Source organism: Paenibacillus azoreducens (assembly GCF_021654775.1).
In the GTDB taxonomy this organism is placed as follows: domain Bacteria; phylum Bacillota; class Bacilli; order Paenibacillales; family Paenibacillaceae; genus Paenibacillus_AQ; species Paenibacillus_AQ azoreducens.
In genome coordinates, this window is sequence record NZ_AP025343.1 from 3,703,916 (window position 1) to 3,725,723 (window position 21,808).

A 21,808-nucleotide genomic window follows, 5' to 3' on the forward strand; every position below is an offset into this window, starting at 1 on the left:
ACGATAAACACGAATTCAAAATTAAACAAATCGGGAGGCAGTTAGAATGAACAATTTCAAAGTAGAAAGAAAAGAAGCTTTTCGAATTATCGGATTCAAAACCGCATTGACAGATGGGACAAGCATCCACTCGCCGCATTTTTCAAGTCAAAAAACAGCGTTTTTCAAAAGTATGATTGACAACGGGCAAATGGCGACGCTCCGTGCACTGGCAGAAAATCCGTATGGCTACGCTGCGGTGACCAAGGATCAAGAAACCGTGTTTTATTACTCGGGCGTCCAATCTTCACAGCCTTTGCCGGATCATGCCGGAGAAGTATGGTTTCCGGAAAGTGAGTATTTGATACTATCGGGCAGCGGCGGCTTGTCGCGTCTGGCCTTCGATCAGCTGGAGGACCAGGCTTTTGAAACCCTCTTAACCGATACGTTTGAGTGGGAATATTCCGGCGGACCTGTCGCGGAAATATTACTGAATGGAAATCCGGCAGACGCGGAAGTGGAAGTGTGGGTACCTGTACTGAAGCGAAAATGATCGGGATGCAAAGGGCCGCCCTAATGTGGGCGGCTTATTTTATGCCGACCGCACCCTGAGGATCTTTACCAAACGCTTCAGTCCCAAAGAAATTCATCGCCCATTACAAAGGCGTGCTGGAACGATTCAGAATAGTTCCCCATCAAACATGCTTTCTATGATCTCGGTTTCATCCTTATAAATCTTAAACATAAAGTACATCATACATGTTAACGAAAACAGAAGTAAATCGCGTGAAGCTTTCTCGTCCATAAAAAACGTTGCTCCAAAAGAAAAGGCATTCGGTTCAATGAGCGCAACCTTCTTTCCATCCACTTTCACTTCAATTTTGTGATCCCAATTCTCTTCGAACCGCAGCTTCTTCCCGTGTAACATGCCGTCCACACAGAAATAAAGAATGCTATTGACGGTGTTATCCTTAAGAATAAATTCCTCGCCATTTATTTGAAATCTGTAACTGGCGAAAATTAGCCGCCCCTCTTTGATGCCTAGAGCAGTTTGTTCTCCGTTTCGCTTTAAGACGAAGGTATTGCCTTTCTCATTTCCTGAAATGGATGTTTTCATGACTTCTGCGATCACATGATCCTCGTCGTCTAAAACGTTTACGTATTTTTTTTCGTTAAAAATAAACATATCTTGTATTTTAAAGGTTACCAAGTCTAGCACCTCTCCTAAGCTCAAGTCCTAACCTGAATTCCCACGCAGTTCATAAAAAAGCAGGTTAAATCCTTGTTGTACCAAGATATTTCCACACACACCGAATCCGATTACTCGGAGTTGTTCAGCTCCTATATCAAAAAGCAACTTTTCGGCCAGTACCGGACTGCCGCTTATTGCTTATGTTGAGTTCAACTAACCGATCACCTTTAAACCGATCACGGACAAAATAACGCCAAGTATGCAGCCGAGGCGGAGCCAGCCTTTGGACTCTTTAAAGAAGATCATGCCGACAATCGCGGCTCCGACCGTGCCGACGCCCGTCCAGACCGCGTAAGCGGTTGCCAGCGGGATCGTCTCCATTGCCCGCACAAGCAGTCGAAAGCTCATCACAAATCCGCCGATCAGAATCAAATTATTCTTCCAATTATTGTTTTGGGCAACGCGCTTTAAACCAATCACACCGATAATTTCCATTAACCCGGCTGAAATAAGCAGCAACCAGTCCATCATCCGTCACTCCCTTTGCTTGTCAGCTTTAATCCAATGATGCATGCCAGCAAAGTCAATATAAATACAATTCGCAACGGATGGATTGCCCCGCCCGACCAAATCATTTCTACGATGGTCGTGCCCACCGTCCCCATTCCGGCAAATACCGCATATGCCGTACCGATCGGCAGCACCTTCGCAGCCCGAATGACCAGATCAAAGCTGGCCAGCAGCGCTATGAGGACGACGAACGGCGGGATTTCATCATATTTGAACCCGCTGGCCCACACGACCTCGAGCAGCCCTCCCAGCACGACATAGCTCCAGGCTTTTGATTCACTCATGACCTTCCCCCTCCTGCTCATGTTCATGTTCCAAATACCAGTCCACGATGCAGTCGATATGATCCATAACCTCTCTGCTCAGCCCAAATACCTTGGCATCCTCGCCCCTATTTGGGCGAATCAGCGACCAATATTTAGAAATTAATTGCTCATCCTCCTTAAACCATTCCATCGACAGCTCAATAATGCGGGCAGCAAGCAGACGAGAAATTTCCGAGGATGGCGGCTCATGCAAGCTGGCCTTGACCATTCGAACAACCTTTGCCCATTCCATCGCCTGCGATTGATCGTCGCCTAAACCCGGCAATTGCTTAATGATTTCGACTTCAGACGCCGTGAAATTGTCAGGGAGAAACGATGATCTTGCAGAAGGCGGCGTCTGCATTGCCTTAATGAACAGAAAAATATCTTCCGGCTGCAGCTCCCCGTTCATCTCCAGCCCATACTGAGCCAATTGCAGCAGCTTTTCCATTTCATTCAGCCGTTTTCTTTCCGCTTCGATCGTCTTCAGCTCAAAGTCCAGATATACACGCAGACGCTGCTCCTTGGGATGCTCCTCGGCAGATAGCATATCCTTGATCGCCGCAAGCGTAAAACCTAATTCCTTGAGTGCTGTAATGTGCCTAAGCGTATTGATTTCTTCGTTTGAATAGTAACGGTAGCCGGACTCCGATATCTTGGCTGGCTTCAGCAAGCCGATTTCATCGTAATAGCGCAGCGCACGGATCGAAATATTCGTTTTCTTGGATAATTGGCCGATGCTGTACATGATCAATACCTCCTTCTTTTTAAATATAAGGTCTACCGTATACGTGAGAGTCAACTAAGAAGATCGGCGTCACTTCGTAAATCACCGCATGCCTGATCCATCAATTTTATCGACTTCAATATTCGCGATAAACAGCCTGATCCTTCAAGAGGATGATGAATGGTCGTCATCTTGTTCCAGAGTGATGTATCTAAAAAAATAATATGTCCTGCCTGCTTGAAGCTTTGTGTTAGTCCAAACCGTTCTGCTGGCTGTTTCGCTCCCAATCCAGTTGGTTGATGCGTTTTACATATTCGCTTGGATTGCAGCTATAATTCTTGCAAATGCCTTCGTGAAATTGCTGGATTGCTAATCCTTTGCGGTATTAAGGAGCAGGCTCCTCTACATTATATCCACCTATCATGAGAACTGAATGTTCAGGTTTAATAGATCGTTATATACAAACGCTTGACCTTAGGTCTGACCTAAAGTGTATCGTTGAGATATTCCGGGCATGATCAAACATGAAACAAGAAAAGCAAAAGGTTTCCTTCGTGGAAAAGCTTTAACAGCTTTGGAAAATGGAACTTTCTTAAAATGTTAATAGGGTTATCTTTCTTAGACCATAAACCGCAAGCTGGGGAATGTTATATTGCCGACGTTGTTGTCCATCCAGATCATCGAAGTAAGGGCGTCGGAAAGTAACATATTTTCTATGGAAGATTAGAAAGCTTCGTTTCTACGCAACCTTGGGTTTTAGTAAACCGTAAAGATTCATATAAATGTCCGCTACTTAAGCAAAAGGCTGCCGGTTCCGCCGGCAGCCTTGTTAAGCATACGTAAGTTTAACGTTTCATATGATCTACTTGTCATGCCGAGAATTATAAAGCCCATATATTTCTAAAGTTGATTAGACGATTACATCAAGTACCTTCCCGTGATCGACTGCTCCGCATGGATAATCTGCGAAGGTGTGCCCTCGAACACCACCTCGCCGCCTTTGCTGCCTCCGTCCGGTCCCATATCGATGATCCAGTCCGCTTGGCTGATCACTTCAAGGTTGTGCTCGATAACGATCACCGTATTGCCGGCATCCACGAGGCGGTTCATGATCTCCAGAAGGTGACCGATATCCGACATATGCAAGCCGGTCGTCGGTTCGTCCATCACATAGATGCTGCCCTTCTTGTGCAGCTCGCTGGCCAGCTTGATTCGCTGGCATTCTCCGCCTGAGAGCGTGCTGAGCGGCTGGCCGAGCGTAATATAGTTCAGACCTACATCGCTCATCGCCTGGAGTTTGCGAACAACCTCTTTTAGCTGGAAAAATTCCAATGCCTGCTCCACCGTCATCTCTAGCACTTCTGCAATGGACTTGCCGTTCAGCTTGTACGCAAGCACCTCTTCCTTGAATCGTTTGCCCCCGCATACTTCGCAGGGCATCTTCACGCTTTCGAAGAAGGAAAGGTCTGTATATACGACGCCCAGCCCTTGGCAGTTCTCGCAAGCTCCCTTGGAGTTGAAGCTGAATAAGCTTGGGCTCACCTTGTTCGCGGAAGCAAACGCTTTGCGCACATCATCCAGTATGCCCGTGTAGGTCGCGGGATTCGATCGCGTCGATACGCCTACCGCCGATTGATCGATGACGATCGCATCTGGATGCTGGCTGAGGAATACGTCGTTAATCAGCGTACTTTTGCCCGAGCCGGCGACTCCGGTAACGACCGTCAGCACTCCGGTTGGAATATCTACGCTCACGTTCTGCAAGTTGTGCAGCTTGGCATCTTTTATGGACAGCTTGCCGGACGGCTGCCTGCAATCATGTTTTAGCTGTAGTGGCCGCTTCATATGAGTGCCTGTCAATGTACCTGACTCCAACAGACCTTGGTAGCTTCCTTCATACACGATATTACCTCCGTGGTTGCCGGCGTAAGGCCCGACATCGACGATATGATCCGCTACCTTGATTACATCGGGATCATGCTCGACGACCAGCACGGTATTGCCCTTGTCGCGCAGCTTCAGAAGCAATTCATTTAACCGGTGTACATCACGGGGGTGCAGGCCAACGCTGGGTTCATCGAAGATGTAAGTGACATCGACCAGACTCCCGCTCAGGTGCTTTACCATCTTGACGCGCTGCGACTCGCCGCCGGATAAGGTATCGGTCTCACGGTCCAGCGTCAAGTAGTCAAGCCCGATATCCACCAGATGCTGCAGCCGCTCTATCAGCGATTTGACCATCGGCGAGGCGGCAGCATCGTCAATCTCCCGAATGACTCGGATGAGATGCCCGACCTCCATGGCGGACAGCTCCGCAATGTTGTGGCCGTTGATCCTGCAGCCCAGAGCGGCTTGACTCAGTCTTGCACCATGACAGCTGGAACATGGACCTTCAGAGATGTACGGCGCAACGGTTTGCTGCGTGCGTTCGGACTTCGTCTTCACGTCCTGCTTGATGTATTTGTTAGTGAACTTTTCGATGACGCCTTCCACGGTAATATTCGTTGCCTTCCCGGCGAAATCCATCTTCACTTTCCTTGCCTTGCCGTACAGCAGCTGCTCCAAGTCTTCATCCGAATAATCGCTGAGCTTCTTATCGGGATCAAAGGAACCCGATTGTACGAGCATGTTCCATTCCCAGCCTTTCACTGTATAGCCCGGCAGCATAATCGCCCCTTCATTGAGCGATTTGGACATGTCCACCGCCTTGCTCATGTCAACGCACATGCTGCGGCCGATCCCGTTACATTCGGGGCACATGCCTTGCGGATCGTTAAACGAGAACATATTCGCTCCTCCAACATAGGGCTGTCCTACTCGTGAAAAGAGAAGACGGAGAATGGGAGAAATATCGGTAATCGTGCCCATTGTGGAATGGGAGCCGCCGCCCAGCCGCTTCTGATCCACGATAACAGCCATGCTTAGGTTCTCGATTGCGTCCGCATCCGGCTGTGGATAGAGCGGCAGGAAAGTGCGCACGAACATGCTGAAGTTCTCGTTCAGCAAACGCGTGGATTCGGCGGCAATCGTATCGAAGACGATCGAGGACTTGCCGGACCCGGATACCCCGGTGAATATCGTGATCTTCCGCTTGGGAATGCGCAAGGATACGTTCTTGAGATTGTTCTCCCGCGCAGCCGAGATGATGATATATTCCTGATTCAATTCGCTCAAGGCTAACATCCTTTCGATCGTGTTCATTTCTAGTCAAAATTCAAATGGGAGATGATATATTTGCTTTATCTACAACTGACCCAAAAGACGTTGTCAGATCTTCCGAATTCGACATAAACCGGCTGCATACGCTATGCAGCCGGTTTATGCTGATTCGGATGAAACGAAGTGTAACGGTCGTTCCCGGCCTTTTATACTCAGGAAGGAGCCGCTTTGCACTCCAATGCGATTATTGTTGCAACATTTTTTCAAGCTCAACGACCCAACTGCTCCAACCATACTTGGCGCCTTCAAGTCCTTGGGCATTGGAGAAGCCGGTTTGTTCGAGATGAAGGTTCACCTTACCGTCCCCTAAGTCCTGCAGCGTCAAGGTGACCGTTTGCTTCTCTTGTCCGACGGCCCATTCATAGGACAACCGGTTTGGTTCGTCCACGATCAGGACTTCGCCATTGACGATTCCATCCCACCATTCGGACGGCTGGTGACGAAACTGAAAACGATGCCCTACTTCGGCCTTAAAATCATTTTCCGCGATCCACTTGGCAAGCTTGTTGGAATCGGTAATAGCGGACCATAGCTTCTCGATCGTTGTGGTGAACTGAAAATTCATAGATAATGATAAACTCATTCTTCTTCCTCCTCTAATAATTGCTTCAAGCGCACCATATTCGTACTCCAGTACTTGCTGTAGAAAGCCACCCAATCTTGAACTTCTTTGAGTGGAAAAGCGTTCAGCCTAAATCGCGTTTCTCTGCCGACTTTTCGGTCCAGTACCAGTCCGGCCTCTTTCAGGATTGTCAAATGCTTGGATACCGCTGTGCGGCCCATTTGAAACTGTGCCGTTAATTCATGAAGCGGTGTCTCCTCAGCCTCTGCCAACAATTGAATCAGTCGCCGCCTCGTTGGATCTGCAATCGCGTCGAACACATCCCGAAACTGGTTGTTCTCGCTCACAACAACCTCTCCTAAGTATTATTACCAATGGACAACCGTTAATTTCACCGCCTCTTTAAGGTATACGCTCTTTGAACGCAGCTCATCTGAGGTGAATGCTAGGGTTGTACAACTCCGCTCTCCACACCGAATGCTGGCAGTGCAATTGTAACTTATGTGATAAAATTATGACTAACTCTTAATAGGACACCATTTGGTGGCGATATGATTATAGGACACCGTTTAGTGTCATGTCAACAACACTTTTAAACTCTACATCAAATCTGTCAGTTGCATTACAAAGCAGATCTGCACACTAGCGAAAAATCTGGGTTTTCCTTATGTAATACTAGAACTTACATCGTTAAAACAAAAAAGCCGCCTAATAGGCGACTCATAGTTGAATTTAATCAATATATAAAAACACAGATAGCATAGACCAACAATATAGGGAACTTTTTTTCATATCGCTATGCCGATAAACTCATGAAATCAGAACAGCGCAATAGCTTAAAACAACATCAATGTCAGAAGCAAAAACTGTACAGAGCCAATAATCTCCATGATCCCAACTCTCATCGGTTTAAGTGATTTCCCGGCATACAGGAAGGTTTTTGCGAACGGATAAAAAAATGGCACGCACATCCATGGATACCCGCAGAGCAGCGGCAATATAAAGATCATCATATGAACCATTTTCGCATATACTGTCCAGCGTGTGTTTTTTCGTTCCCGAAAGACGGATTTGACGAAAAATACAGTACTCATAAAATACAAGAAATTGAACAATATCACGCCAGCAAGTCTTGCGTCGAATCCGCCGCCCCCCAGCATATAAGCGGCTGCACCCCCGGTGCAAAATAACAGAATTGCGCAAACATCGTTTAACAGGGCCCGTTCCTTCTTTTGAAGGACATGCCAACTGTTGATCAAAATCAGCAATATAAGGACAGGAGCAAACCCTAACAACCAGGGCTTTACTAGCAGTACGGGAACTAAGCATACGAACGCAAAGACGGCATATCCAATCCCCCAGGAAAGCCAAGTTTTTCGTTTCGCGGTCTTTTTTAAGGATTGCAGCAGCGGATAAGAAGATAAGTACAAAAACAGCCAGGCCAAAAACAAAGGGAGGTGCAGAAGTACCGGCTTGACTGCCATCATGCCGATGACATAAGGCAAAACGACCATCGCCCAGCCGCCATGCTCACGCGGAATGACCACGTTAGTCTTTTTCATTTGCACTTCCTCCCCCTTTTTGGGAATTCATGATCCTCTTAACCACCGATATAGGACATCCCGATTTTATTGAAGTTTTTGGCCGTATGCTCCGTACGCTCTTCCGAGTATCTGTCCCCTCTTTGTTCCCATGTCTTGCGAATCGCGGCAAGAAGCTCCTCATCCGAAGCGCCGCCTCGAAGCAGCGCCCGGAGATCGAAACCCTTTGATGCAAAGAGGCAAGTATACATCTTCCCGTCCGAAGACAAACGCACCCTGGTGCAGGATGAACAAAACGCCTCTGATACGGACGAAATAATTCCGACCTCTGCCTGTCCATCTTTATAGCGGAATCTCTTGGCAACTTCACCCGGATAACGGGGCTGAACCGGCACAAGGGCATCGGCCCCACCCAATCGTTCCCAAATTTCCTTTTTCGTGACAACCTTCTTAAGACTCCAGCCATTGGTATTACCCGCATCCATAAATTCAATAAAACAGAGCGTGATTCCCCTCTTTTTAAAATAATCCGCCATGGGGAGAATTTCCTGCTCATTAACGTCTTTTTGCACAACCATGTTTATTTTGACTTGAAGTCCGATCTCACTGGCAAGATCGATATTTCGGAGAATTGTATTGGACGTAACCCCCCTGCCGTTGATTCTGCCGAATAGATCCGGATCAAGGGCATCAAGGCTCACATTAATCCGCCGAAGCCCCGCGTCGTACAAGTTTTGTGCCTGCTGCCCGAGCAGCAGCCCATTTGTCGTGCAACCAATATCCTCGATGCCCCGGATGGATGACAGCATTCTGATCAGTTCCGGAAGCCCTCGTCTTAGGAGCGGTTCCCCTCCGGTCAGTCGGATTTTCCGAATGCCTAATGTTGCATACAATCCGGCCAAGCGGGTAATTTCTTCCCATGACAGCAGCTTCTCTTTGGGCATAAACGCATAATCGTCCCCGAAAAACTCTTTGGGCATGCAATAAGCGCAGCGGAAATTACAGCGGTCCGTCACCGAAATTCGCAGATCCCGCATCGGTCTTGCCAATTGGTCTACTATTGGATTCGCAGCCATTTCTCCCGCTTCCTTTCATACCACTTCTGCTGCAGTTCTAACCTTGTAGCTTCGCAGCGGAGTTAATCTTGTTGTCCCCCCTGCCGACTCGACTGTATGGCGTATGAGAGGTAATATCGCTAAAAGTGCCTACATAATTTATGATGTCTCCCGAATCGTCTTTTGCGGCATTGATCGTTAACAGCTCCAAATATTCCTCGCCGCTCTTTCTGCGGTTCCAGATTTCTCCCTGCCAGCTGCCATGTTCTTGAATTGCGGTCCACATATGGTTGTAAAATTCCGGAGATTGTCTGCCCGACTTCAATACGCTTGGATTTTTGCCAATGACCTCTTCTTTACTATAGCCCGTCAACTTGGTGAATGCAGGATTAACCGCGGTTATTTTCCCGGCTAGATCCGTTACCAAAATCCCTTGGCCCGTAGAGTTAAACACTTCGGAGGACACCGAAAGCTTATCCTGGTAATACATCCATACCACAATGACGAGACTGGCAAGGGCTATTTGCGACAAAGCCATAAATCCGATGGAATATTGACCTGTGATCGAATGAATAACAGAAAGCATAAGCGGAGGAAAGAAACCGCCAAGTCCTCCCATCATGGATACGACGCCATTCACGATGCCGGCCTGCTTGTTGAAATACAGCGGTACGAGCTTGAATATAATTCCGTTGCCAAGTCCGGCGCAGACGGCAATCGTCAGGCATCCGGCCGTATACAAGCCGATAGATGGCGAAAAAGCCAGCAGAATAGCGGCAATTGTAAGTCCGATAAAAACGCCCATCAACAAAAATAGCGGTTTGAATTTATCCGCAAGCCAGCCGCCGACAGGTCGCAAGCATGTCGCCACCACGATGAAGCCTGCGGTACGTATTCCCGCATCCACCTTCGCGAGCTCAAAATGCGACACCAGGAAGTTCGGCAGATAAACGGTAAAGGCTACAAATGAACCGAATGTGATAAAGTAAAACAGCGAGAAAAACCATAGTTTCTCATTTTTGTACACGCCTTTGATTTGTTCCATAATCGGCGTTTTGACCTTTGCTTCCTTGCGGTCGCCCAAAAAGACATTCAGCAAAACAAAAAACAAGAGCAAAATCAAATATAACTGAACGGTTCTTGACCAGCCAATTTGGTTGGCAATCACAGGCGCGGCAAAGGTGGTTATGGCTGTACCCACATTCCCCATGCCATATATACCGTTCACCAAACCCAGCTTTTCCTTGGCATAATATTTCGGCAACGAGGTTACGCCTACCGAAAACACGGCGCCGCCAATCCCGAGGAATAGACCTCCGATGACAAGATGAGTAAAGGATGAAGCCGTACTGATAAAATATACCGGAAAAAGAAGCAAGATAAAGCTGGCAATAAAAACAATCCTTGCCCCAATAACGTTTGCATAATACCCCAGAGGAATCCGCAGGATCGATCCCAACACGACAGGAATAGCGGTCAAAATTGCAAGCCGGTCTGCCGGAATGGAAATGTCCTCCTTAATAAACGGCAAGAGCGCGGATATGATGACCCACACCATAAAGCCAAGAACCAGATTCATTGTTTGCAGCGGCAGCTGCATTTTTTTGATCATCCCAATCACCTTTCTGCACTTAATGAATGGTTGTTACTTGATCCCCCATCACATATTCTAAGTGCGTACATTCACAAAGGTAATAGGGAAGTTCCCTGAACCTTATCAGGGAACTTCCCTAATATCAACTGCCGCTCCTCCCTCCTATAGGGAACCGATTAGAAGTCCAGAAGCTTTTTTTTGAGCGCGTATTCTACAAGATCCGGCCGGCTCTTCAAATTGAGCTTCTCCATGATCTTGGCTTTATGCGCCTCGACCGTCTTAACCGAAACGAACAGTTTCTCCGCAATTTCCTTGTTGCCGTATCCCTTGGCGATTAGCGGCAGAATTTCAATCTCCCGTTTGGACAAGCTGTTAAACGGATCATTGTTCGATCTCTCGTTGTCTTTCTTAATAAATTCGCGAACTAGTGAGGTTGCCATCTGCGGGTGGATGTAGGTTCCTCCTTTATATACCATGCGGATTGCCGAGAGAAGTTCTTCGTCGGGCGCATTTTTGAGCACGTAACCGGAGGCGCCGTTTTTGAGTACATGAAACAGGTAATCGTCATCGTCGTACATAGTAAGGATAAGAATTTTCGTTTCGGGGAAATCGCTGCTGATCTTGCCTGTCGCTATAAGTCCGCTCTCTCCGGGCGGCATGCTTAAATCCATCAACAGCAAATCCGGACGGTGTTTGGCCACCATGGCGTAGGCTTCGATGCCATCAGCCGCCGTGGCTACGACCTCCATGTCTTCCTGATAATTTAAAATCATCGAAAACCCGCTTCTGACGACGGCATGATCATCCGCAATAACAATTTTCATGGCGCATTCACCTCCCCTTGATTGAGCGGAATCCGGATCTGAATCGTTGTTCCCGATCCAGGAGCGGAGCGGAGAATAAACTGCCCGCTGACAAGCTCGACACGCTCCCTCATGCCATACAGACCCAATCCGGTACCTTGGGCTTCCCCATCGTTTATGTTAAATCCGAGCCCATAGTCCTTAACAGTCAGTTGAAGATTTCCTTCCTCCTCGCATAAACGTACATGAACTTCATCTGTGCCGGAATATTTCAAGGCATTCAGCACCGCTTCCTGGCAGACCCGGTATACTACGGTTTCAACCTCACTGTTGTAGCGGGCGGCTGCCAGCTCGGCTGAAAAATTGACCAGCAATCCGTAATTTTTCTCAATCCATTTAAAATGCGAGCGGAATGCCGCTTCAAGTCCCAGATCATCCAGTGCAGCAGGTCTGAGTTCTACCGACAAATGCCTTATATCGTCGAGCAGACGCGTTAAGGATACCTCGGTCTGATGCAGCTTCTTGAGCACGTCTTCCCCGACATTCATGTATTTAACGACGCGCAGATCAACAAGCGAGCTTAGTAGCTCCTGGGCTACGCTATCGTGCAGCTCGCGCGAGATCCGCTTGCGCTCGTCTTCCTGTGCCTTGATGACGTATTTCAGCATATTCGTACGCTGCAAAATCTCCTGGGTCTGCTGCTGCTTGGTCAGGTTGAGAAGCATTAGAACCCGGACACCCCGCGTTTCATCGATGGTATGGTAGCTGGCTGCATAGGGAACGTTCCCTTTTCCTCGGGTTTTAAGATACACTTGGAATGAAGAGAAGTCTCCCTTCGGGTAATCCAAATAACATTTGGTACAGGACATAAGCTCTTGTTCATCCGTATATCCCTCACAAACCTGACAAAAAGAACCATCGGCGCCGGAATGGATCCGTTCGATCAATTCAATGTCAAGGATTTCCTCTGCAGCCGGGTTCATGGCGACAATCGCCCCCTTCTCATCGATGAAGAAGATCGCCTCCATACTGTTCATATACATCTTTTTCAGCATTTCGCCTAATTGATTATCCGTCATTTGCTTCAAGGCTGCGCCACCACCTTGGCCAAAAAAGTTTCAAAATCCGTTCCGAGCTCTTTCTGAAATTGATTAAAGGCAGCTTCACCAAGCCGGTCCTTCTCGCGGTATCCTACCAGCAATACCCCCATCACCCGCATACCTTCCCACAAAGGCACGGCACCAAGGCTCTTCAGCTGCTCGGCGATAATAATCGGATAATTATATAAGTCTGAAGATTGAATATCCTTATTTACATTTTGAATGAGTATGGGCTTGCCGGTTTTAAATACCATCCCAGCGATCCCTTTACCGGAATGCAGGACGATACGTTTATAGCGCTCATTAATATTTCCCGAAGCATATTGCCAAGTTAATACAAAGCGGTCCTCAGCCGGCTGCACCAATGCCATGGACACGAAGTCGAATTGAAACCGGGCCCTAAGCTTGTCAATTTCATCTTGGTAATTGTTCGGCTGATCCTTCATCTTCATAACTCCTCTGATGTAGAAAAGAAGGCTACTTAAGCCTTCTCTTCTACGATTCATATTTTACGATGCTTTCTATACAGAATATATCTTCTCCCAACATAATTCAATGGAACACTCCACACATGTACAAGCCGGGTAAACGGCCACAAAGCAAAAATGCCGAAACCCGCAAGGATGTGGATTTTAAAAGACAGCGGTACATTAAGCATCAGCGAAGCGTCAGGACGCAAAAGAAAAAGGTTCCGGAACCAAACCGAAATCGTTTCCCGGTAATTGAAATCCGGCTGCGCAACATTCGTAACCAGCGTGCTGTACATTCCCATGATGACAATGAACAGCAGAAGGACATTAACAATCATGTCCGAAGCCGAGCTGAGCTGCCTTACATTCTTGATGGTGAACCGCCGGGATGTCAGTAATATCATGCCGCCCAGCGTTATAAATCCGAAGAAGCCGCCGATATATACAGCTCCGATATGATACATATGATCGCTGACTCCCAATGTTTCCATCCATGATTGAGGGATGGCCAGTCCCGCCGCATGGCCTCCGATGACCGGGATGATGCCCAGATGGAACATCAGGCTTCCCGCCTTAAGCCTTTTTTTCTCAATAAACTCACTGGATTTTGCAGTCCAATGAAATTGGTCCGTCCGGTAACGGTAAATATGGCCGACAATAAAAACCACCATACACATATACGGGAAAATAACCCATAAAAACTGATCAATCATGCTCATGCGCTTCAGCCTCCTGAATGATGCAGGCTTTAAATGTACTGCGAAGTCCTTGGATCAGATAAAAATAAGGGCTGTTGGCTTTTTCTAGAGCCTGCAACAGATGATAAGTCCCGTCCTCCATGACGGCGATCATCAGCTTTAGGCTTTCCGCCGCTTCTTTCTCATGCCCTTGCCAATCCGCCGCATACAAAAATTCACACATGAGCGGCAAATAATCCGACAGCTCAGAGCTTGCGATTTCCAGACCAAAAAGCTGATACGTTTCTTTAAGTCTGGCCAGCATCTGTCCCCGTTCCTTGCTATCTTCAAATTTGTAAAAAGTCATATATAAGGTGCTTTTTTTCTGAAAATCGAAGGTTTGAACGTACATCTCTTCAATCTGTTCCATACTGTATTCATGCATGGCATTCCAATATGTTTTCACAGATTCATAGGCAGGATGGGAGGACCCCAGAGCTTTCTCGATAACGGACGGATGAAAGTCCAGTTTTTCCGGATAGGTAAGCTGCTGGGCGAAAAAGCCAAACACATCTTTAAAATCATGCAGCCTTCCAAGATTAATCACGCCAGATCCCCCCATAGAAGTTTTCTTCGTATAATTCCTTGCCCGTTTTGCCTTGCGGGCTGGCCGGACCGCAGCCGCTGCAACCTGTGCCGAATCCTTCCAAACCCTGTGAGCGGTAAACGTCCATATGGCTTTCCTTATGCGATGTCGGGATGACAAACCGGTCATCATATTTCGCGATGGCCAGAAGACGGTACATTTGCTTGATCTGTTGAGAATTCAGACCGACGCGCGCCAGACGTTGCTCATCAAATTCGGTTCCTGCCGACAGGGAGCGCATATACGAGCGCATCATAGCCATTTTTTGCAATGCTTCTTTCACCGTAACGGTGTCTCCCGCCGTCAGCAGATTGGCCAAAAATTGGATCGGTGTGCGCATTTCTTCAATGGCCGGGAAGATCATATCCGGGTTCGCGATGGAATCCTTGCCTTCGAAATAGTTCATGATCGGGCTAAGCGGCGGAACATACCAGACCATCGGCAGGGTCCGGTATTCCGGATGAAGCGGGAAGGCAAGTTTATATTCAATCGCGAGCTTGTATACCGGAGAGTTCTGAGCTGCCTCAATCCACTCTTCGGTTAAGCCATCTTTCCGCGCCTGCTCGATTACAGCCGGATCATGCGGATCTAGAAAGAGGCTGCATTGTGCCTCGTATAGATCTTTCTCATTCGGTGTCGATGCTGCTTCGAGCACCCGGTCCGCATCGTACAGCAAGACGCCCAGATACCGGATGCGCCCCGTGCAGGTTTCAGAACATACGGTCGGCAAACCCGCTTCGATTCTTGGAAAGCAGAAGGTGCATTTTTCCGCCTTGTTCGTTTTCCAGTTGAAATATACCTTTTTGTAAGGGCAGCCGGTCATGCAATACCGCCAGCCGCGGCAGGCTTCCTGATCCACCAGGACAATCCCATCCTCGTCTCGCTTGTACATAGCGCCAGAGGGACAGGATGCCACGCAGCTTGGGTTCAGACAGTGCTCGCAAAGACGGGGCAAATACATCATGAACGCCTGCTCGAAGTTAAACTTGATCTCTTCCTCAATCTTCTCAATATTTGGATCTTTGGGACCCGTTACATGCGCACCTGCAAGATCATCCTCCCAGTTTGGGCCCCATTCCAGATTCATCGTATCGCCGGTTACGGCTGATTTTGGGCGGGCTACAGGCTGATGTTTTTTCTCTCCGGAATTCGTCAGATGCTCATAGTTATAGGTCCACGGCTCATAGTAATCTTTCATTTCAGGCATGTCGGGATTGTAGAAAATTTTGCCGAGCGCGATCTTGGACAGCTTGCTGCCGGACTTCAGCTGCAGCTTTCCTTTTTTTAGCGTCCAGCCTCCTTTGTATTTCTCCTGATCCTCCCACCGGACGGGATACCCGATCCCTGGTTTTGTTTCCACGTTGTTGAACCACATGTATTCCGCTCCAGGGCGATTCGTCCATGTACTCTTGCAGGTTACGCTGCATGTGTGGCAGCCGATGCATTTATCCAAATTCATTACCATGGCGACTTGCGCTTTAATCTTCAAGCCAATCCACCTCTTTCATTTTGCGGACAGCCACGTACACATCCCGTTGGTTGCCGATCGGTCCGTAGTAATTAAATCCATAGCTGAGCTGCGCATATCCTCCGACCATTTGCGTCGGCTTCACATGTATCCTCGTCGGTGCGTTGTGGCTGCCGCCGCGATCCTTTGTAATTTCCGAACCCGGTACATTGATGTGTTTGTCCTGGGCGTGGTACATGTACATCGTGCCTTTGGGCATCCGGTGGCTGACGACGGCGCGGGCAGTGACAACCCCATTACGGTTGTATACTTCGAGCCAGTCGTTATCTTGTATATCGTTAGCCGCCGCGTCATCGTTGTTGAGCCATACGGTGGGTCCTCCGCGGAACAAAGTCAGCATGTGCAGGTTATCCTGGTATGTGCTGTCAATGTTCCATTTGCCATGCGGCGTAAGATATCGGAGCACAAGCGCGTCCTTGCCTCCGGTAATTTGCTTGTCGCGCGGTCCGAATACCATCGGCGGCAGGGTTGGTTTGTACACTGGCAGTGCTTCGCCAAACTGCAGGAAAATTTCATGATCGATATAGAAATGCTGTCTCCCGGTCAGCGTCCGGAAAGGAACGAGCCGTTCGATGTTTGTTGTAAAGGGAGAATATCTTCTCCCCATTTTGTTGGAGCCGGTGAACACCGGGGTTGGAATGACCTCCCGCGGCTGGGCCGTGATGCTCTGGAATGTAATACGCTCAGCCGCGCGGTCTGCGGAAATATCCTTCAGTTCTACACCGGTATCCTGCTCCGCAGATTCCCATGCCCGCTGAGATACCTTTCCATTTGTTGCCGAAGAGATATTCAAAATGGCATCTGCCGCATTTCTGGCAGTGCGAAGCTTGGGCAGTCCATTTTTAATCGTATCATCTTCATAAGTCCCGTTTATGCGCTTCAGCTCTTCATATTCTTCAGCAACCGAGAAGCTGACGCCATGGGCTCCGATTTTCCCCGTAGCTAAATTGGGGCCAAGCGTGATGAATTTCTCATAGATTTTCGTAAAGTCGCGCTCGACAACCGTCAGATTCGGCATCGTTTTGCCGGGAATGGCTGCAATTTCGCCTTTACGCCAGTCCTTCACCTCGCCATAAGGCTGTGCAATTTCATTGACCGAGTCATGGGTAAGCGGTGTGCTGACAAGGTCTTTATACACCCCAGGCAAATAGGTTTCTGCCATTTCCGAGAAGGTCTGGGCAATCGTTCTATAAATATCCCAGTCCGAGCGTGATTCCCAGAGCGGATCCACCGCCGGATTAAACGGGTGGACGAATGGATGCATATCCGTTGAAGACAGATCCGTCTTTTCATACCAGGTGGCCGCCGGCAAAACTACATCGGCATACATCGGAGTGGCCGTCATCCGGAAGTCCAGGGCAACGAGCAGATCCAGTTTGCCTTCCACATCCTCGCGCCAGACCATTTCCTCCGGCTTTTCATCTTCATTGGGCGTCGAAAGCAGGCTATCCGCTGCGCCCAGCAAGTGCTTCATAAAGTATTCCTGTCCCTTGGCCGAGCTTGAGATCAAGTTCGAACGCCATACAAAAAGCGAACGCGGATAGTTCTCCGGCGCATCCGGATCTTCGGCCGCAAATCTGGTTTCTCCAGAGACAATTTGCTCCAGCGAATGTTTCACAATGTCTTCATTCGCGGTTTTTCCCTGCTTCGCTGCTTCCTCCGCAAACGTCAAGCTATTTTTGTTAAACTGCGGATAGGACGGAAGCCAGCCCAGTCTGGCGGCAAGCACATTATAATCGGCGGGGTGCTTGTAGCGGATATCCCCGCTCGTTGGCGATTTCAAGGAATCGGCGCCCATTTCTTCATATTTCCACTGATCGGTGGCGAAGTAGAAGAACGAGGTCGCGTTTTGCTGGCGAGGCGGCCCCTGCCAATCCTTGGCAAAAGCGACCGTAGACCAGCCCTCGATCGGGCGGCATTTCTCCTGCCCCACATAATGCGCCCAGCCTCCGCCGTTTACGCCTTGTGAAGCCGTCAGAATGACCAGATTCAAAATGGACCGATAGATGGTATCGCTATTGAACCAGTGGTTAATCCCTGCGCCCATGATAATCATGGAGCGTCCACCGGTATCCAGGGAATTTTGAGCAAATTCCCGGGCAATCTGAATCACGACCGATGCTTTCACGCCGGTTATTTGTTCCTGCCAAGCAGGCGTGTAGTGAGAGTTAGCATCTTCATATCCTGCTGATTCAGCCCCGCTTCCCGCGCGACCGATGCCATATTGGCTCAACATCAGATCATAGACGGTCACCGCTAAACGCTCCGTTCCATCGGACAGCTTTATCTTTTTCGCGGGAATTTTGCGTTCGAACGTACCGTTGGCGTTGTTATCGAAAAAAGGGAAGCAAATCGTCTGCCATTCAGCCTCGTGAGTTTCCACAGACAACGCGGGGTCGATACGGGAACCGTCTTCACGTTTGAGAATCAGGTTCCACTTCCGATCCTGCTCCCAGCGCTGGCCCATCGTCCCGTTCGGAGCCAGGATCTCATCGGTCGTTTCATCTATAATTACCGGCTTCCACTCGGCATGCTGCGAAGTATCTCCAAGGTCGCTCGCCCGCAGGAAACGGCCTGCCTTATACCCTCTCTCATGCTCATCCAGCAGAAGGAGGAAGGGCATATCGGTATATTGTTTGGCGTAATTCAGGAACAACGACTCCTGACGCTCATGGTAAAATTCTTTTAAAATGACATGCGTCATCGCCTGGGCAATTGCCGCGTCCGTACCCGGATTCGGAGCCAGCCAATTGTCGGCGAACTTCACATTTTCAGCATAGTCCGGCGCGACCGACACTACCTTGGTACCCTTGTAGCGCACTTCAGTCATGAAATGAGCATCCGGTGTCCGGGTTAAAGGGACATTCGAACCCCACATAATGAGGTAACCGGCATTGTACCAATCGCTTGATTCCGGAACGTCGGTCTGCTCGCCCCAGATTTGCGGAGATGCTGGCGGCAAATCGGCGTACCAATCGTAAAAGCTGAGCATCTCGCCCCCAAGCAGGGAAATAAATCTTGCCCCCGAAGCGTAGCTGATCATCGACATGGCCGGAATCGGCGTGAATCCGGCAATCCGGTCAGGTCCGTATTTGCGGATCGTATATATTAACTGGGCGGAGATCAGCTTCGTCGCTTCTTGCCAGGTTACGCGTACATGACCGCCTTTTCCGCGGGCTTGTTTATAAGATTTGGATTTTTCCGGGTCTTCAACAATGCTGGCCCAGGCAGCGACCGGATCGCTTTGTTCGTTTAACGCCTGATTCCACATCTTCCATAACCGGCCGCGCATATAAGGATATTTCACACGAAGCGGGCTGTACTCGTACCATGAGAACGAAGCCCCCCTCGGACATCCTCGTGGTTCGAATTCCGGCATGTCCGGTCCGCATGAAGGGTAATCAATCTGCTGATTTTCCCAGGTAATGATTCCGTTTTTGACGAATACCTTCCAGCTGCAGGAGCCTGTGCAATTCACGCCATGTGTAGTCCGCACGACCTTGTCATGAGACCAGCGTTTGCGGTACATGTCCTCCCATTCCCTGCTTTTTTCTTCTAGCACGGACCAGTTGCCTGAATAGCTCTCCAATCTTTTAAAGAACTTCAGTCCTGATTTTCGTTTCATTGGATAGTTCAACTCCTTTGCGAGAACAACAATGATTGGGGAATCAATTGTGTCTACCATTCGTCTGTCTTTATTATGAGTACCGCGTTAATCCGTTCCAATTAGGGAAACTCCTATATCCCCGCGAGAATTCCCTTGGTTCTGTGTTTGAGATACCAAACAGCCCCTCTCCGTGTAAAGGAAAGGGGCTGTTGCAACGTATAGCGGAAGTTACAAATGGTTTCTGGTATAAAAAAGCAACCAAACAGTCATTACTGATTGGTTGCTTTCGACATAGACCGATTTCCCTTAATTGAGAAAGTTCGATTTTTTCGTATCAACTATCCTGCATAAAGGAATCGTTTAGATTAACTTATACTCCTTAAGCAGCTGCATGATTCTGGTACGGGAAATCTTTTCTAGGCCTGTCATCGCAGCTAGTTGCACTGTTGGAGGCAGCTCCATCTCGGTTAGTTTCTTACCGTCCATCATCTTGGCTGTGGAATCCATCAATACACGGACGTCATAGGCGGATCCAAATACTTCAGGCACGCCCCGATCAACGTCAAGCAGCGTGTACACAGCTTCCATAGCTGTACGTACCGAATACTCTGTAGTGAACACCGTGTCTCGCGGTGTTTCGGCAAAGTTGCCGATAAAGGCGGCATTGACGCAACCATCAGGGACTACATTCGGACGGTCTCCCGCAGCTCTTGGCATGAAGTACGAGGTTACATAAGGCATCATGCAAGGAACACAGTTCGCGGAATTTACCGCTAGTTCATGAATCTCTGCTTCCGGTACGCCCATGTGATAGAGCCATTCTTCCGTGATCTCAATACCCGTGCAGTCCTTCATAGGTTTCTTGATGTAGTCACCCGGCACGTCGCAGTACAAGCTGTATACCCATACGACGAGCTGGTCTTTCGGCTGGGATTTGAAGTGAGGCTGACGGTTCAGCGTAAAGCTCATCAGCCATTTCGAATCTTTTACCGTCACGATACCGCCGGTAACGACCTTGCCGCTAAATGGATCGCGCTTGCAGATCTTCTCGATATAAGGCGGAATGCGGCCATCCAGCGTTGTAATGGTGGCAGATTCCCAATTGCTTTCCGCAATGTTGCCGCAGAATTTATCCGGACGGCCAAATGCAGGATCTTGTTCCGCGATCTTCTTCCAAAGCTCCCAGCTTCCCCCGAGGGATGTGTTCATAACTGCAGGAGTATTGTTGTCGCCTAAAGAGGAGCATTCGGTATTGCTGCCATTGGTGATGAATACCAAATCATTTTCAGTCAGGTCAATATGTTTTTCTTGTCCTTTTTGAACATAAACCAGCTTTTTGGCAACTTTCTTGTTCTCCGTAATGTCAAACTCGACATTGGTTACGGTCGTTGCGTATTGGAAGGTAACACCATGGCTTTTCAAATACTCGAGTAGTGGCAGCGCAAGGGATTCGTACTGATTGTATTTGGTGAATTTCAACGCCGAGAAATCTGGCAATCCGCCGATATGATGGATGAATCTAGCGATATATCTGCGCATTTCCATCGCGCTGTGCCATGGTTCAAACGCAAACATCGTCTGCCAGTAAAGCCAGAAATTCGAGTTGAAGAAATCTTCCGAAAAGACATCTGTAATCTTCATATCTTCAAGAGCTTCTTCTGGAGTAAAGAACAACTTGATGATTTCCATCGAAGCGGATTGACTAAGTGTGAATTTGCCATCGGTATGTGCATCCTCACCACGATTGAGGATAGCACGCTGCAAGGAGTAGTTAGGATCCTCCTTGTTGAGCCAGTAAAATTCATCTAATACCGATGCCCCCTCCGTTTCCAAGGAAGGAATAGAGCGGAATAGATCCCAAAGGCATTCGAAATGGTTCTCCATTTCACGGCCACCGCGGATAATGAATCCTCGTCCGTCATCATAGATGCCGTCCAATCCGCCGCCGGAGATATCGAGTTCCTCCAAAATATGAATGTTTTCCCCTTTCATCTGGCCATCGCGTATCAGGAATGCGGCTGCGGACAGTGATGCTAGGCCAGCGCCGATTAGATAGGCGGATTTTTGATCAACACCGTGTGGTTTCTTCGGACGGGCAAAAGCTTCGTAGTTTCCATTGCTGTAATACATCATAACAACCTCCTTTAATGTTCCTGACACTTAACTGTATTGGAATATAAGTGTTCCTGACACCTTTACTGTATAGGAACATAAATGGAATAAAAATAGACAG

At 48.5% G+C, this 21,808-nt stretch carries 20 protein-coding genes; 2 read left to right on the forward strand and 18 right to left on the reverse strand.

The window, feature by feature from the left end; genetic code table 11:
- Positions 1 to 46: 46 nt before the first annotated feature.
- Positions 47 to 532, forward strand: a complete 486-nt coding sequence (locus L6442_RS16265) for a GyrI-like domain-containing protein (protein WP_212979228.1) — start codon at positions 47 to 49, stop codon at positions 530 to 532.
- A 126-nt stretch (positions 533 to 658) separates the two neighbouring features.
- On the opposite strand, the gene L6442_RS16270 is transcribed toward L6442_RS16265, so the two are convergent.
- The 4 genes from L6442_RS16270 to L6442_RS16285 all read right to left on the reverse strand — a co-directional run bounded on the left by L6442_RS16270 (position 659) and on the right by L6442_RS16285 (position 2,794).
- The gene (locus tag L6442_RS16270; RefSeq protein WP_212979229.1) at positions 659 to 1,189 is read right to left on the reverse strand and encodes a hypothetical protein; all 531 of its coding nucleotides are present in this window, start codon (positions 1,187 to 1,189) and stop codon (positions 659 to 661) included.
- Positions 1,190 to 1,384: 195 nt separating this feature from the next.
- Positions 1,385 to 1,699, reverse strand: a complete 315-nt coding sequence (locus L6442_RS16275; protein ID WP_212979339.1) for a DMT family transporter — start codon at positions 1,697 to 1,699, stop codon at positions 1,385 to 1,387.
- The gene (locus L6442_RS16280; protein WP_237099945.1) at positions 1,699 to 2,025 is read right to left on the reverse strand and encodes a DMT family transporter; all 327 of its coding nucleotides are present in this window, start codon (positions 2,023 to 2,025) and stop codon (positions 1,699 to 1,701) included. Before L6442_RS16280 ends, L6442_RS16275 begins: the two co-directional genes overlap by 1 nt.
- Positions 2,018 to 2,794: a MerR family transcriptional regulator gene (locus tag L6442_RS16285; RefSeq protein WP_212979231.1), complete on the reverse strand. Its 777-nt coding sequence runs from the start codon at positions 2,792 to 2,794 to the stop codon at positions 2,018 to 2,020. Before L6442_RS16285 ends, L6442_RS16280 begins: the two co-directional genes overlap by 8 nt.
- Before the next feature lie 576 nt (positions 2,795 to 3,370).
- On the opposite strand from L6442_RS16285, the gene L6442_RS16290 reads away from it, so the two are divergent.
- Complete coding sequence (locus L6442_RS16290; protein ID WP_212979232.1) at positions 3,371 to 3,478, forward strand: GNAT family N-acetyltransferase; 108 nt, start codon at positions 3,371 to 3,373, stop codon at positions 3,476 to 3,478.
- A gap of 213 nt (positions 3,479 to 3,691) precedes the next feature.
- Here the strand turns inward: L6442_RS16290 and L6442_RS16295 are convergent, their stop codons facing one another.
- The 14 genes from L6442_RS16295 to L6442_RS16360 all read right to left on the reverse strand — a co-directional run bounded on the left by L6442_RS16295 (position 3,692) and on the right by L6442_RS16360 (position 21,705).
- The gene (locus L6442_RS16295; RefSeq protein WP_212979233.1) at positions 3,692 to 5,947 is read right to left on the reverse strand and encodes an ATP-binding cassette domain-containing protein; all 2,256 of its coding nucleotides are present in this window, start codon (positions 5,945 to 5,947) and stop codon (positions 3,692 to 3,694) included.
- Positions 5,948 to 6,176: 229 nt separating this feature from the next.
- Entirely contained in the window at positions 6,177 to 6,575 is a 399-nt protein-coding gene (locus tag L6442_RS16300; protein ID WP_212979234.1) for an SRPBCC family protein, read from the reverse strand.
- The gene (locus L6442_RS16305) at positions 6,572 to 6,901 is read right to left on the reverse strand and encodes an ArsR/SmtB family transcription factor (protein ID WP_212979235.1); all 330 of its coding nucleotides are present in this window, start codon (positions 6,899 to 6,901) and stop codon (positions 6,572 to 6,574) included. The genes L6442_RS16300 and L6442_RS16305 overlap by 4 nt, the downstream gene beginning before the upstream one ends.
- A 489-nt stretch (positions 6,902 to 7,390) precedes the next feature.
- Positions 7,391 to 8,116, reverse strand: a complete 726-nt coding sequence (locus tag L6442_RS16310; RefSeq protein WP_212979236.1) for a YwiC-like family protein — start codon at positions 8,114 to 8,116, stop codon at positions 7,391 to 7,393.
- A gap of 38 nt (positions 8,117 to 8,154) precedes the next feature.
- Entirely contained in the window at positions 8,155 to 9,171 is a 1,017-nt protein-coding gene (gene moaA / locus L6442_RS16315) for a GTP 3',8-cyclase MoaA (protein WP_212979237.1), read from the reverse strand.
- Between the two features lie 37 nt (positions 9,172 to 9,208).
- Positions 9,209 to 10,762, reverse strand: coding sequence for a nitrate/nitrite transporter (locus L6442_RS16320; protein ID WP_212979238.1), 1,554 nt, complete (start codon positions 10,760 to 10,762; stop codon positions 9,209 to 9,211).
- Positions 10,763 to 10,920: 158 nt separating this feature from the next.
- Positions 10,921 to 11,568 carry a response regulator transcription factor gene (locus tag L6442_RS16325; protein ID WP_212979239.1) on the reverse strand — a complete coding sequence of 216 codons (648 nt, stop codon included), beginning with the start codon at positions 11,566 to 11,568 and terminating at the stop codon, positions 10,921 to 10,923.
- Positions 11,565 to 12,626, reverse strand: coding sequence for a sensor histidine kinase (locus L6442_RS16330; RefSeq protein WP_212979340.1), 1,062 nt, complete (start codon positions 12,624 to 12,626; stop codon positions 11,565 to 11,567). Before L6442_RS16330 ends, L6442_RS16325 begins: the two co-directional genes overlap by 4 nt.
- A gap of 5 nt (positions 12,627 to 12,631) precedes the next feature.
- Positions 12,632 to 13,093, reverse strand: coding sequence for a GAF domain-containing protein (locus tag L6442_RS16335; protein ID WP_194231389.1), 462 nt, complete (start codon positions 13,091 to 13,093; stop codon positions 12,632 to 12,634).
- 56 nt (positions 13,094 to 13,149) lie between these two features.
- Positions 13,150 to 13,836, reverse strand: coding sequence for a respiratory nitrate reductase subunit gamma (gene narI, locus L6442_RS16340; protein ID WP_212979240.1), 687 nt, complete (start codon positions 13,834 to 13,836; stop codon positions 13,150 to 13,152).
- Complete coding sequence (gene narJ, locus L6442_RS16345; protein WP_212979241.1) at positions 13,823 to 14,401, reverse strand: nitrate reductase molybdenum cofactor assembly chaperone; 579 nt, start codon at positions 14,399 to 14,401, stop codon at positions 13,823 to 13,825. The genes narI and narJ overlap by 14 nt, the downstream gene beginning before the upstream one ends.
- The gene (gene narH / locus L6442_RS16350) at positions 14,394 to 15,929 is read right to left on the reverse strand and encodes a nitrate reductase subunit beta (protein ID WP_212979242.1); all 1,536 of its coding nucleotides are present in this window, start codon (positions 15,927 to 15,929) and stop codon (positions 14,394 to 14,396) included. Before narH ends, narJ begins: the two co-directional genes overlap by 8 nt.
- Positions 15,919 to 19,593, reverse strand: coding sequence for a nitrate reductase subunit alpha (locus L6442_RS16355; RefSeq protein ID WP_212979243.1), 3,675 nt, complete (start codon positions 19,591 to 19,593; stop codon positions 15,919 to 15,921). The genes narH and L6442_RS16355 overlap by 11 nt, the downstream gene beginning before the upstream one ends.
- 342 nt (positions 19,594 to 19,935) lie before the next feature.
- Positions 19,936 to 21,705, reverse strand: coding sequence for an oleate hydratase (locus L6442_RS16360; protein ID WP_212979341.1), 1,770 nt, complete (start codon positions 21,703 to 21,705; stop codon positions 19,936 to 19,938).
- Between the last annotated feature and the right edge of the window lie 103 nt (positions 21,706 to 21,808).